Below are 11731 nucleotides of genomic sequence, written 5' to 3' on the forward strand. Positions count from 1 at the left end.
ACATGCAAACCGTCGCGAGTCCGCATCAGATGCGATAGGCGGTAGTTGGAAGAAAGGAACGGAAATTGGCGCTAGAGCCGACCGGCACGGCCAGGGCGTTGAGGGCGACTGTGACTTCGAGGGCCGGTATGCGGTAGTCCGGTGACCGGCGGCAGCGCTCTGCCGTCGGAGGCGGACCCCCAGGTGTTTCATCCGGCTGTCCGGGAGCGGGGGCGGGGAGGCCGTTCCTATCCTCCACTACCGCAGGCCGCACCCTGTCGTCCGGGTAGGCACTGGACGCCGACCCTCAGTCTGCGACCAGGTCCATCCGGAGGAACTCGGTGATGCGGAGCAGCCTCGGCGGGCGTGCCACGTCATCGGAGAGAGACCGGAACGCCTCGGCTTCCCCGACGAGACGTGGGGCGGCGAGGTCCACCTCCCGTCCCTCGATCCGGAGCCGCGCACCGCCGGCTGCCAGCACATTCTGCACCCAGTCCGAGCCTGACCCGTACACGAGGACGAACAGGTAGCCGCCGTCGACCGAGTGCGCGTCGAGCGGGGTGCGGTACGTCCGGCCAGAGACGCGACCGACGTGAGTCAGCACCGGCCACCTCCCACCCGCGATCGCACGAGGGTTGAACACCCGCTTGTTCACGTGCCCCCACCACCTCCGGCATCGGCATCGCCATCTCCTCTCGCCCGAGGGAGCGTCGCGGACTTACACTCGTAAGGCTGACTTACGCCTGTAAGCTTGTCAACCCCCGTACTCCTGGAGCCCGTCGTGCCACCACCATCGCCATCACCACGGCAACCGCTCAGCAGAGGACGCGTGCTGGAAGCCGCGATCCGGGTCGCGGATCGCGGTGGCGTGGCGGCGATCACGATGCGACGGGTGGCGCAGGAACTGGGCGTGGAGGCGATGTCGCTCTACCACCACGTACCGAACAAGGAGGCGATCCTCGACGGCGTGGTCGACGCGGTGTTCGCGGCGATCACGCTACCCAGCGCCGAGAGCGACGACTGGCGCGACGCGATCCGCGTACGCGCCTCCTCCGCGCGTGCGGTCCTGTCCCAGCACAGCTGGGCTCTCGGCCTCATGGACTCCCGTCGCAACCCGGGACCGGCGACGCTACGCCATCACGACGCCGTCCTCGGCGTCCTCCGGAAGGCGGGGTTCACGCTGCCGATGGCCGCGCACGCGGTCTCGCTCATCGACAGCTACGTCGGCGGGTTCGTCCTCCAGGAGGCGAACCTGCCGGTGACGACGCCGAACGATGTCGAGGAAGTGGCCGGCAGCATCCTCGAGCGCCTGCCGGCGGACGAGTTGCCGTACCTCACGGAGATGATCGTCGACCACGCCCTCCAGGCGGGCTACGACCACACACGCGAGTTCGGCTACGGCCTGGACCTGATTCTGGATGCGCTCGAAGCGCGCCGGAGGTAGCGCCCCGATATCGCCATTCGAACTCGCCTCGGCGCCGTCGACGACAGCGGCATCGGGGTGGGACTGGTCCGTGGCGATGTTATGGAGCGTGGCTGCGGCGGCTGGATGCTTTCGTCGAGCTGAGTTGCAGGACCGGTAAACCTCCCGAGCCGATCCGGTGTCTTGCTGGTTGACGAGGCCGGGAGGTCAGATGAGGGATTCGCGTGGAGCGGAGTTCGATGACTTCGTTCGCACACGATCGATGGTGCTGTTACGGGTTGCCTTTCTGCTGACCGGGGATCGGCACGCGGCGGAGGACCTGCTTCAGGAGGTGTTGGAGCAGGTGTATGTGCGTTGGCGTCGGGTGCACGGCAGTCCGGAGGCGTACGCGCGGCGTGCGTTGGTCAATCGGTCGGCGAATCGGTGGCGCCGGCGTGCACGACGCCCGGAGCAGGCGCTGGGTGATCACGACGGGGTCGGCCGGGACCATGCCGACGCTGTGGCCCTTCGCGAGGTGGTCGTCGGGGCGCTGCGGGCGTTGCCGGCTCGGCAGCGGGCCGCGGTCGTGCTGCGTTATCTGGAGGATTTGCCAGTCGCTGATGCCGCTGCGGCAATGGGCTGCTCCGAGGGCGCGGTGAAGAGTCACGCCTCGCGTGGGTTGGCTCGGCTGCGCGAGGTGCTGGCCGAATCGAGTCTCGTCATGCCCATCACTGATACCGGGAGTTCGCGATGACAATGAACGACAGTGACGTGCGCGACATCTTGCATCGCGCGACGGACGACCTGGTCGGCACGCCGGGTCTGCTCCTCGCGGTGCGCCGGGGTGGACGCCGCCGGGTGGTGCGTCGCCGGGCCGTGTTGGCGGCCGTCTGCGCGGCCGTGGTGGCCGTGCCAGTGGTTGGCGGACTTCAGTTGGCAGGCGACGGAGGAGAGGTGCGGGTCGCTTCACCACTACTTGACGAGCCTACCCGCGGTGATCTGGCCGCCGACGAGGGTTACCTGCGGCAGGTTCGCGAGGCGTGGCAGCGCCGACTGGAGCAGAATGGAGATCAGATGCGCGGCGAGCCGCACATCGTGTGGGCAGGAAGTACGCCTGCTGGCCCGGCCGCCTACGTCGCCCACCGCACTGCGAAGAATCCGGTTGTGAGCGAGCCGGCAAATGATCGAATGATCGCGATGGCAGCGTTCGTCGAACCTACCACCGAAGGGCCGCGCGTCATGACGATAGAAACGGTCACCGACGCGGGAACCGACGGCAACTCACAGGCAGCACTGCTCGGACCGCAGCGCGACGTGCTCCTCGTGCTCGACTTCGGGCAGCCGGTGGAGTTCTCACCGGAGCTCAAGTACATGCCTGACGGTAAAGTCAAGCGAACCTTCCAGCCGGTGGCGTTCCGAGACGGTGCGGCCGTACTCGCGGTGCAGCCACAACGCACGAAGATCACGGTCGGGCTCGCCAGGACGCCGGTCAGGCAGGAAAACGTCGTTCATATCACCAACGCCATGGCCATTATGTTCCCGAACGGCGATAGCCCAGCACCAAGGTCGCTCCGTTACGCGTTGCCCGGGGCGGAACAGGCGTGGGGCGGCGACCCCACCACGCCTGAATACCAGAACAAGCCGGGCGCTCAGGAAGTCGGCGTCCAGGGGACCGAAGCACTCGCCGAATACATCGACCCCGTGGGCGCGCACCGCAGCGACGGTTCCCCCCTGTTGTCCATCTACGGGGTGACTCCCGACAGTCGGCGACTGCTCGTCGAAACCATCCAGTTCGACGACGAGCCTGCGCGCGTCATCGCACTGCTCGCCCGAAACGACGAGCCTTTCCAAGCAGTTGCCAGCACGTTTGCGGACTGGACGGCGCCCCTGCCGGTGCGGCTGCGACTGCCTGACAATCAGGGCATCGTAGTCGCCGCCGAAGGGGCAGCGCTGAGCTACCGAATCCGCGATGGCAAATGGCAGAACGCTGGCCGCAACGCAGCACTCCTACCCGCCGATGCCACCGACGTGCGTGTCACCGACGCCAGCGGAACCGTCACCAGTATCCCAGTCACTACCTAACCCGACCCGGCGTCCTCACCAGATCGCATCGACCGAGCCACGCCTGCCGGCTCACCACCTCGCTGAACCTTTTTCAACCCTCCTTGCGGTCCGACGGACCGCAGGGTCGGACGCGGTGCGTGAGCGCCGCGCGGTTCAGGTTGAAAAAGGTTCACTGAGTCGGCAGGCGTCCGGCGGCACCGCCGCCGCCGAGTATCCGGCCGAGGCCGTCCGGATCGTCCGGGCGGCCTTGACCTCGGGTACGGGGTACGTCTGGCGCGGGATAGCGGAGAGAGCTAGGCGCCCCGGGTGATCCGCAGGGTCAGCACGTCGGTCCGGACCGTGATGTGCCCGTGGAACAGGGCCAGCCCCTCCGCGTTGTAGCCGATCTGGGTCGCGCTGACCAGCGGATGGCCGATCGGTACCCCGAGCCGCCCGACCGCCGCCTCGTCGGCGAGTACGGCGGCGAACTCGATCTCGGCCCGGCGTACTGGCATGCCGGTGGCGCCGGCCAGGAACTCGAACATGTCCAGGTCGATGCTGACCAGGCCGGACGGGTCGAGTTCGCGCTCGCCGACCCGCAGCGGCAGGTGGTCGCGGATCCAGGCCGCCGCGACGCCGTCGACGGCGAAGAGCCGGTCTACCCGCCAGACCGGCGAGCCGACGTCCAGCCCGAGGATCTTGGCGCAGTCGTCCGGGCACTCGGCCCGGCTGACCGTCGCGTCCTGGAGCGCCGGGCGGTGCCCGGAGGCGGTGATCCGGTCCCGCAGCGCGGTGACGTCACCGATCGACACCGGCACCCGTTCGGCCGGCTCGCTGACGAAGGTGCCGACCCCCCAGGTCCGGGTCAGTACGCCCTCGGCGGCGAGCTGCCCCAGCACCTCCCGTACGGTGGCCCGGCTGACCGCCAGCCGGTCGGCCAACTCCCGCTCGTTGGGCAGCTTGTCACCGGTCCGGAACTCGCTGCCGATCAGATCGCGCAGTTGGCCCTGCGCGGTCTGTAGCGCGGTCTCGCGCCGAGCCATCAACCCTCACCTCTTCGCTCCGCCGCGCCAGCTACGGCGTACGGAGTGTAGTAGTTGGGTGTCCACCCGATCGACGCCCGAGCGGGTGCACCCACCACCGAATTCGTTACCAGACCTGTTCCAGTACCCGGATGGTGTTGCCACCGATGACCTTGGCGATCTCGTCGTCCGAGTAGTCGTGCTTCACCAGCCAGCCGACGATGTTGCCGAACGCCTCGCCCGGGTTCTCCACCCCGGAGACGTACTCGACGCGGGGGTGCGCCGGCTTGTGGCCGGAGTCATGACCGTAGTTGCCGGCGTACGTCTGGTGCACCCCGACGTGGTCGCCGAACATCGTGTCCGGGCCGAACGTCACGTGGTCGATGCCGACCAGGTCGACGCAGTAGCTGAAGTGGTCCATCACCGACTCCAGCGAGTGCTCCAGGTGCGCCTCCGACAGGGTGGTGTGCGGGGCGGCCTCGATGCCGATCACCCCACCCCGCTCGGCGCAGGCCCGGATCACCTCGTCCGGCTTCATCCGCGAGGTGTTCCAGACCGACCGCGCCCCGGCGTGCGTGATGAAGACCGGTACCCGGCTGGCCTCGATGGTGTCCAGGCAGGTCTGGTCGCCGGAGTGCGACACGTCGATGGCGATGCCGAGCTTGTTCATCCGGTCGACCGCGCGCCGGCCGAAGTGGGTCAGCCCGCCGTCCCGGGCCTCCGACAGCCCACCGCCGAGCATGTTCGCCTGGCTGTACGCGATGCCGAGCTGCCGCACCCCGAAGCCGTACAGGATGTCGATCCGGTCCAGTTCGTTCTCGATCGGGGTGCAGCACTCCAGGCCGGCGACCAGGGCCAGCCGGCCGTCCCGCTTCGCCGCGCGGATGTCGGAGAGCGAGGTGGCCAGCGTGACGTAGTCCTGCTGGTGGAGGTCGCTCATCCGCATCCCGAGGGCGTAGATCAGGTCGTTCCACTTCCAGCCGTTCTCGCTGGTCACGCAGGAGGCGCCGGCCATGAAGTTGTCGAAGACGGCGGTCAGGCCGGACCGGGCCAGCCCCTCGTAGCCGGTCCGCTGCCGGGCGGTCCGGTTGTAGGCGCGCAGCTCGGTGACGTCCGCCGGCAGGATCACCGGGTGCTCGTGCAGGGAGATCGCGATGTGCTCGGCGAGCAGGCGCGTGACCCGCTGCCGCTGCGCGTCGGAGAGCCCGAGGTCGTGCTCGGGTACCCGACCGATCTCCGGGGCCAGCTCGAAGACCCGGTAGTCGGCGTGTGGCTCCAGATACGAGTAGGACTTGTGGCCCTGGTACCGGGAGGCGGGTTCTTGCAGCAACACTTTCTCCTTACGGGACGGAACGGTGCGTCGTGGCTAGGCGGCGGCCAGCGGGTAGTGGCAGGCGACCGCGCGGGCGTCGCCGGTCAGCGGTGGTTCGGTGCTGGCACAGGTCTCGGTCGCCTGCCAGCAGCGGGTACGGAACCGGCAGCCGGATGGGGGGTCGACCGGGCTCGGCGGATCGCCGCTGAGGAGAATCCGCTTCCGCTCCGCCCGGCCGACCGGTTCGGGGACCGGCACCGCCGAGAGCAGTGCCCTGGTGTACGGGTGGGCCGGCGCGTCGTACAGCATCGGCTCGGGGCCGCTCTCCACCAGCTTCCCGAGGTACATCACCGCCACCCGGTCGGAGATGTGCCGGACCACCGACAGGTCGTGCGCGATGAAGACGTACGCCACGCCCAGTTCCCGCTGGAGTCGTTCCAGCAGGTTGACCACCTGGGCCTGGACGGAGACGTCGAGCGCGGAGACCGGCTCGTCGCAGACGATCACGTCGGGTTGCAGGGCCAGCGCCCGGGCGATGCCGATCCGCTGCCGCTGCCCGCCGGAGAACTGGTGCGGATAGCGGTCCAGGTGCACGCTCGCGTCGAGCCCGACCAGGTCGAGCAGCTCCCTCACCCGGTCCAGCCGCCGCCTCCGGTCCAGCACGTCGGGGTGGATCTCGAACGGCTGGAGCAGGATCTCCCGGATCGTCCGGCGTGGGTTCAGCGAGGTGTACGGGTCCTGGAGCACGATCTGGATCCGCCGGCGCAGTGCCCGCAGCTCCCGTCCCCGGGCGGCGTGCACCACCGCGTCGCCGAAGCGCACCTCGCCCGCGGTCGGCCGCTCCAGCCCGACCAGCATCCTCGCCAGGGTGCTCTTGCCGCAGCCGGACTCGCCGACGATGCCGAGGGTCTCGCCCCGGCGCAGGTCGAAGGAGACCCCGTCGACGGCCTTGACCACCCCGCCGGAGGTGAATGGCAGCCGCCCCTTCACCGGGAAGTGCCGGACCAGCCTGTCGACCCGCAGCACCAGATCGCCCGGCTCGGCTCGGTGCCGCCCGAGCTTGTCGGCCACCTGCTGGCCGGAGTCATCGGCTGACATGCAGCAACTCCTCCCGGTGGTGGCAGGCGCTGGCGCGGCCCTCGGGCAGCGGCTCCAGCGCCGGCAGCGTGGCCCGGCAGACGTCGTCGGCGCGCGGGCAGCGCAGGTGGAACGGGCACCCGCTGGGCAGCCGGGCCGGGTTCGGCGGGGCGCCGGGGATGGCGTACAGCTCCTCGTCGCGCCGGTCGATCCGGGGCATCGAGGCGAGCAGCCCCTCGGTGTACGGGTGCGCCGGGCCGGCGAAGACCTGCCGTACGCTGGCCCGTTCGACGATCCGGCCGGCGTACATCACCGCCACGTCGTCGGCGACCTCGGCCACCACACCCAGGTCGTGGGTGATCAGCAGCAGCGCCATCCCGCTGTCCCGCTGGATCTCGGCGATCAGCTCCATCACCTGCGCCTGCACGGTCACGTCCAGTGCCGTGGTCGGCTCGTCGGCGATCAGCACGTCCGGCTCCAGCGCGATGGCCAGCGCGATCATGATGCGTTGCCGCATCCCGCCGGAGAACTGGTGCGGATAGTCGCGTACCCGATCCTTCGCGGCCGGGATGTGCACCCGGTCGACCAACTCGATCGCGCGGCGGCGGGCGGCGGACCGGGACAGCCCCCGGCGGACCCGGAGCAGCTCGGCGAGCTGCTCCCCGACGGTGTAGACCGGGTTGAGCGTGGCCATCGCGTCCTGGAAGACCATGCCGATCTCCTCGCCGCTGACCCTGTCCCGCTGCTTCGGGGTCAGGGTCAGCAGCTCCCGGCCGCGCAGCCGGACCGAACCGCCGACCCGGGCCGGTGGCACGTCGAGGATCCCCATCACCGCCTGCGCGGTGACGCTCTTGCCGGAGCCGGACTCGCCGAGGATCGCCAGCGTCCGGCCGGACTCCAGCGCCAGCGACACCCCGTTGACCGCCTGCACCGCGCCGGCCGACCCGGCGGCGCCGCCCGGCCCGGGGAAGCTGACCCGCAGCTCCTCGACCTCCAGCAGGGCCATTACCGGATCCCGGCCGAGTCGAGGAAGTCCCGCACGGTCCGCTGGAACAGCTCCGGCTCCTCCAGTTGCGGCGAGTGCCCGGAGTGCTCGAAGACCACCAGCTCGGCGTTCGGGATCAGGTCGGCGATCACCTGCGAGGCGGCCACCGGGGTACGCCAGTCGTGCCGGCCGACGGTGACCAGGGTCGGGCAGGTGATCGAGGGGAGCTGCGGCTTGAGGTCGTAGCGCGGCATGTTCTGCCCGAACGCGGCGTTGTGGGTCCGGTAGTGGAACCGGGTCGCGGCCAGTTTGGCGGCGTCCTTCGCCGGGTCGTGCTGGTGGTCGTAGAGCGGCAGGATTGCCTTCCAGTACTCCCGGAGCTGCTCGTTGCTCTCGAAGTGTCCGGTGCCGATCCGGTCGATCGCCCACTGCGGGATCACCGTCCGGTCGGTGTTCTTCGCCTTCTCGACCGCCAGCTCGTTGTGCCCGTTGTCGGCGGCGGTGTCCCGCAGCACCAGCGCGGCGACCCGGTCCGGATGCGCCACGGCGTATTCGAGCGAGACGAAGCCGCCGTACGAGCCGCCGGCCATCACGATCTTTTCGTAGCCGAAGTGCTCCCGGATGGCGTCCACGTCGGCGACCCACTGCTGGTGGGTGAACGGCTCGTCGTCGCTGGACTCGCCGGAGCCGCGTGCGTCGAAGACGATCACCCGGTACCGGTCGGCGAACGGCCCGAACGAGCGCTTCGGTTCGGACCGGGAGCCGAGCCCGGGGGCGCCGTGGTGCACGATCATCGCCGGGGCGTCGACCGGGCCGAACGCCTCGACCACCAACTCGGCGCCATTGATCTTCAGCCGACCCGCGAAACTGGACGGGTTGTCGACGGTCACCGGACCTCCTCGATGATGTTGGACGCGAGATCGCGCGGATAACCGGTCAGCCGGCGCGGCCCGGCCTCCTCGACCAGTACGGTGTCGGAGATCCGGTAGCCGGCGTGCTCGGGTACGTAGACGCCGGGCTCGCTGGAGAGCAGCATCCCGGGCTCCAGCACGGTGTGGTCACCGTCCTCGACCCAGGGCGCCTCGTGGTTCTGCAACCCGATGCCGTGCCCCTGCCTGTGCCGGAGGTAGTCGCCGAGGCCGTGCCCGCGCAGGACGTCCAGGCAGGTCCGGTTAACCTCGGCGCAGGTCCGGCCGGCCCGCATCGCCTGGGTGCCCACCTCCTGGGCCTCCCGGTCCGCCTCGTAGTAGCGCTGCTGTTCCGGGGTCGGCTCGCCGACGACGAAGGTGCGCTCGCTCTCCACGAACCGGCTGGCCACCGCCGCGCCGAGGGAGAGGATCAGGGTGTCGCCGGGCTGGATCCGCCGCCGGGTCGGCAGGCCGTGCGGCAGTGCCGAGTTCGGGCCGGCATAGACCAGCCCGCCGGCCAGTTTGGTGGTGTAGACGACGAGGTCGTAGTCGGCGTACATCCGGTCGGTGCCGTAGCCGATGACGTGCCGGGCGATCTCGTCCTCGCGGGGGAGTTCGGTGCCCCGGCGCAGCGCGTCGGCGATCAGTTCCCGGCCGGCCGCGAGCATCTCGTCGCAGATCCGCGCCGCCGCCTCGTGGTAGGGGATCTCCTCGGGAAACTTGCGCAGCCGCAGCTTCGCCACCGCGTCGGTGGTGACCAGTGTGCTGCCGCCCAGCGCCCGGGACAGCGCCCGGTACGCCCCGATCGACAGTCCCGCGCTCACCCCGATCTGCTTCGCCGCCCGGCCGGCCAGCGCCGTGCCGAGGGTCTGCTCCGCGCTCACCACCCCGGGGTACTCGAAGTAGCTGACCGTCTCGATCTTGACACTCTGCTGGGCGGCGTACTCCTCGTCGAGGCGGGGGATCACCAGCAGCGGATCGCCCTCGCGGGGCATCCAGAGGTAGACCGGCCGTTCGGTGGCGATGTAGAAGAACCCGGAGAGGAACGCCACGTCGGCGGGGGAGGTGGCCAGGAACCCGTCGAGGCCGCGTACGTCGAGCGCGTCGGCCAGCCGGGCCCGGACGGACGAGTAGAAACTGTCGGGCAGACGCACGGGTCAGGCTCCGTTCCGGCGAGGGTCTCGGATGTCGTTGAACCGCATGCCGGCGACCGTCGCGGCGAGCACCAGCAGCAGGATGGCCAGCGACGGGAAGAGGGTCTGCCACCAGGCGATGGCCACCACCCCGCTGCGCTGGGCGTTGAGCAGGATCCGCCCCCACGACCAGGCGTCCGGGTCGCCGAGGCCGAGGAAGCTCAGCCCGGCCTCGGAGATGACCGCCCGGGACGCGGTGAGCAGCACGCTGACCACGATCAGCGGTACCACCGCCGGCAGGATCTCCCGGGTGACGATCCGCCATCCGGTGGCGCCGAGCACCCGGGCCCCGTCGATGTACGGCATCGCGCTGACCACCAGCCCCTGCGAGCGGATCAGCCGGGCCACCTCGGGCCAGGCGAAGACGCCGATGATCACGGTCAGCGTCCAGACGCTCGGGTTGACGATCGCGGCCAGCATGATCATCAGGGGCAGGGTGGGCAGCGCCAGCATCACGTCGGTGACCACAGTGCCGACCGCGTCGACCCGGCGGAAGTACGCCGAGGCGAGCCCGATCGCCGTACCCAGCACGATGGCGATCAGCGAGGCCGCCACCCCGATCAGCAGACTGGTCCTGGTGCCCCAGACCACCTGGGCGAAGATGTCCTGCCCGAGGTCGTCGGTGCCGAACAGGTGCCCACCGGAGGGGGATCGCAGCACGTCCGGGCTGGTACCGCCCGGCTCGTCGGCGATCAGCGGCGCGAGGACCGCGAGCAGCACCATCACCACCAGCACCGCCGCGGCGAGCAGCCCGGACGGCTGCCGGAAGAACGTCCGCCACGCCGACCGGGCCCCGACGGCCGGCTCCGCCGCCGGCACGGTCGCCGCCGGCTCGGTCATCAATGGCGCGCTCACAGCCGGATCCTGGGGTTGAGGACCGCGTAGAGCAGGTCGGTGAGCGCGTTGGCGACCACCACGGTGATGGCGAGCATGATGAACGCTCCTTGCAGGACGGGATAGTCGCGTTGCCCGACCGCCTCGTAGATCAGCCGGCCGACCCCGGGATAGGCGAAGACGGTCTCGGTGAGCACGGCACCGCCGACCAGGGTGCCGAGTTGCAGCCCCATCAGGGTCAGCGCCGGCAGGATCGCGTTGCGCAGGCCGTGCTTCCACAGCCGACGCCGGGCGGAGAGGCCCCGGGCCCGGGCCGCCCGGATGTAGTCCTCGCCGAGTACCTCGATCAGGTTGGTCCGCAGGGTCAGCGCGTACGGGCCGAGTTGCACCAGCACCAGCGAGGCGACCGGCAGCACCAGGTGGTGCGCCAGACTCAGGTACGCCGCCAGGCCCCGGGTGTCCGGGTCGATCGCGCCGCCGATCGGAAACCAGCCGAGCCGGGCGCCGAGCCAGACCAGCAGCAGCATCGCCACGCTGGGTACGAAGAGGGCGTGCCCGGCGATGCCGAAGCCCTGGAGCAGCCGGTCCGGCCAGCGGCCCCGGTGTGCCGCCGCCGACACCCCGATCGGGATGCCGACGGCGATGGTGAGCAGGAACGCCACCCCGGCCAGCAGCAGGGTCCAGGGCAACCGGTCGAGCAGGATGTCGGCGACCGGCTGGATCTGCCGGAACGAGATGCCGAAGTTGCCGTGCAGCAGTTCGCGCAGGTACGAGACGTACTGTTCCAGCAGCGGCCGGTCCAGCCCGTACGTCTCGAGCAGCGCCGCCCGCATCTCCGGCGTCATGTCCCCCTCGACCATCAGGGTCGTGGGGTCCCCCGGCAGCAACCGGAGCAGGAAGAACGTCGCGGTGATCGCTATCCAGACGGTCAGTACGGCCTTCAGCACCCGGTTGAGCACGAAGCGTGCCACCTTGG

At 70.0% G+C, this 11731-nt stretch carries 12 protein-coding genes; 3 read left to right on the forward strand and 9 right to left on the reverse strand.

What is annotated here, in order from left to right; translation table 11 throughout:
• Positions 1-286: 286 nt before the first annotated feature.
• A complete protein-coding gene (locus Pma05_RS27190) occupies positions 287-634 on the reverse strand; it encodes a nitroreductase family deazaflavin-dependent oxidoreductase (RefSeq protein WP_307836904.1) in 348 nt (115 codons plus the stop codon).
• Positions 635-808: 174 nt separating this feature from the next.
• On the opposite strand from Pma05_RS27190, the gene Pma05_RS27195 reads away from it, so the two are divergent.
• The 3 genes from Pma05_RS27195 to Pma05_RS27205 all read left to right on the forward strand — a co-directional run bounded on the left by Pma05_RS27195 (position 809) and on the right by Pma05_RS27205 (position 3463).
• Positions 809-1423: a TetR/AcrR family transcriptional regulator gene (locus Pma05_RS27195; protein WP_239313190.1), complete on the forward strand. Its 615-nt coding sequence runs from the start codon at positions 809-811 to the stop codon at positions 1421-1423.
• Between the two features lie 190 nt (positions 1424-1613).
• Complete coding sequence (locus tag Pma05_RS27200; protein WP_203860331.1) at positions 1614-2135, forward strand: SigE family RNA polymerase sigma factor; 522 nt, start codon at positions 1614-1616, stop codon at positions 2133-2135.
• Positions 2132-3463: a hypothetical protein gene (locus tag Pma05_RS27205; RefSeq protein ID WP_203860332.1), complete on the forward strand. Its 1332-nt coding sequence runs from the start codon at positions 2132-2134 to the stop codon at positions 3461-3463. Before Pma05_RS27200 ends, Pma05_RS27205 begins: the two co-directional genes overlap by 4 nt.
• Before the next feature lie 275 nt (positions 3464-3738).
• Here Pma05_RS27205 and Pma05_RS27210 read toward each other — a convergent pair whose 3' ends face one another.
• From Pma05_RS27210 to Pma05_RS27245, 8 genes are all read right to left on the reverse strand, one after another.
• A complete protein-coding gene (locus tag Pma05_RS27210) occupies positions 3739-4467 on the reverse strand; it encodes a GntR family transcriptional regulator (RefSeq protein WP_203860333.1) in 729 nt (242 codons plus the stop codon).
• Positions 4468-4573: 106 nt separating this feature from the next.
• Positions 4574-5776 carry a dipeptidase gene (locus Pma05_RS27215; RefSeq protein ID WP_203860334.1) on the reverse strand — a complete coding sequence of 401 codons (1203 nt, stop codon included), beginning with the start codon at positions 5774-5776 and terminating at the stop codon, positions 4574-4576.
• 36 nt (positions 5777-5812) lie between these two features.
• The gene (locus Pma05_RS27220) at positions 5813-6856 is read right to left on the reverse strand and encodes an ABC transporter ATP-binding protein (protein WP_203860335.1); all 1044 of its coding nucleotides are present in this window, start codon (positions 6854-6856) and stop codon (positions 5813-5815) included.
• Complete coding sequence (locus tag Pma05_RS27225) at positions 6843-7841, reverse strand: ABC transporter ATP-binding protein (RefSeq protein WP_203860336.1); 999 nt, start codon at positions 7839-7841, stop codon at positions 6843-6845. The genes Pma05_RS27220 and Pma05_RS27225 overlap by 14 nt, the downstream gene beginning before the upstream one ends.
• On the reverse strand, positions 7841-8710 hold the full coding sequence (locus Pma05_RS27230; protein WP_239313193.1) for an alpha/beta fold hydrolase: 870 nt from the start codon (positions 8708-8710) through the stop codon (positions 7841-7843). The genes Pma05_RS27225 and Pma05_RS27230 overlap by 1 nt, the downstream gene beginning before the upstream one ends.
• Positions 8707-9882 (reverse strand): M24 family metallopeptidase, encoded by a 1176-nt coding sequence (locus Pma05_RS27235; RefSeq protein ID WP_203860337.1) that lies wholly within the window; start codon positions 9880-9882, stop codon positions 8707-8709. Before Pma05_RS27235 ends, Pma05_RS27230 begins: the two co-directional genes overlap by 4 nt.
• Before the next feature lie 3 nt (positions 9883-9885).
• On the reverse strand, positions 9886-10776 hold the full coding sequence (locus tag Pma05_RS27240; RefSeq protein ID WP_239313196.1) for an ABC transporter permease: 891 nt from the start codon (positions 10774-10776) through the stop codon (positions 9886-9888).
• Positions 10773-11726 carry an ABC transporter permease gene (locus tag Pma05_RS27245; protein ID WP_203860338.1) on the reverse strand — a complete coding sequence of 318 codons (954 nt, stop codon included), beginning with the start codon at positions 11724-11726 and terminating at the stop codon, positions 10773-10775. Before Pma05_RS27245 ends, Pma05_RS27240 begins: the two co-directional genes overlap by 4 nt.
• Positions 11727-11731: the final 5 nt, after the last annotated feature.

The sequence above is a fragment of the Plantactinospora mayteni genome, assembly GCF_016862935.1.
Classification (GTDB): domain Bacteria; phylum Actinomycetota; class Actinomycetes; order Mycobacteriales; family Micromonosporaceae; genus Plantactinospora; species Plantactinospora mayteni.

What these genes read in the sequence shown, in the direction of transcription:
- Pma05_RS27200 (WP_203860331.1), top strand. Translation starts at nt 1,614, where the DNA reads ATGAGGGATTCGCGTGGAGCGGAGTTCGATGACTTCGTTCGCACACGA.
- Pma05_RS27205 (WP_203860332.1), top strand. Translation starts at nt 2,132, where the DNA reads ATGACAATGAACGACAGTGACGTGCGCGACATCTTGCATCGCGCGACG.
- Pma05_RS27210 (WP_203860333.1), bottom strand. Translation starts at nt 4,467, where the DNA reads ATGGCTCGGCGCGAGACCGCGCTACAGACCGCGCAGGGCCAACTGCGC.
- Pma05_RS27220 (WP_203860335.1), bottom strand. Translation starts at nt 6,856, where the DNA reads ATGTCAGCCGATGACTCCGGCCAGCAGGTGGCCGACAAGCTCGGGCGG.
- Pma05_RS27225 (WP_203860336.1), bottom strand. Translation starts at nt 7,841, where the DNA reads ATGGCCCTGCTGGAGGTCGAGGAGCTGCGGGTCAGCTTCCCCGGGCCG.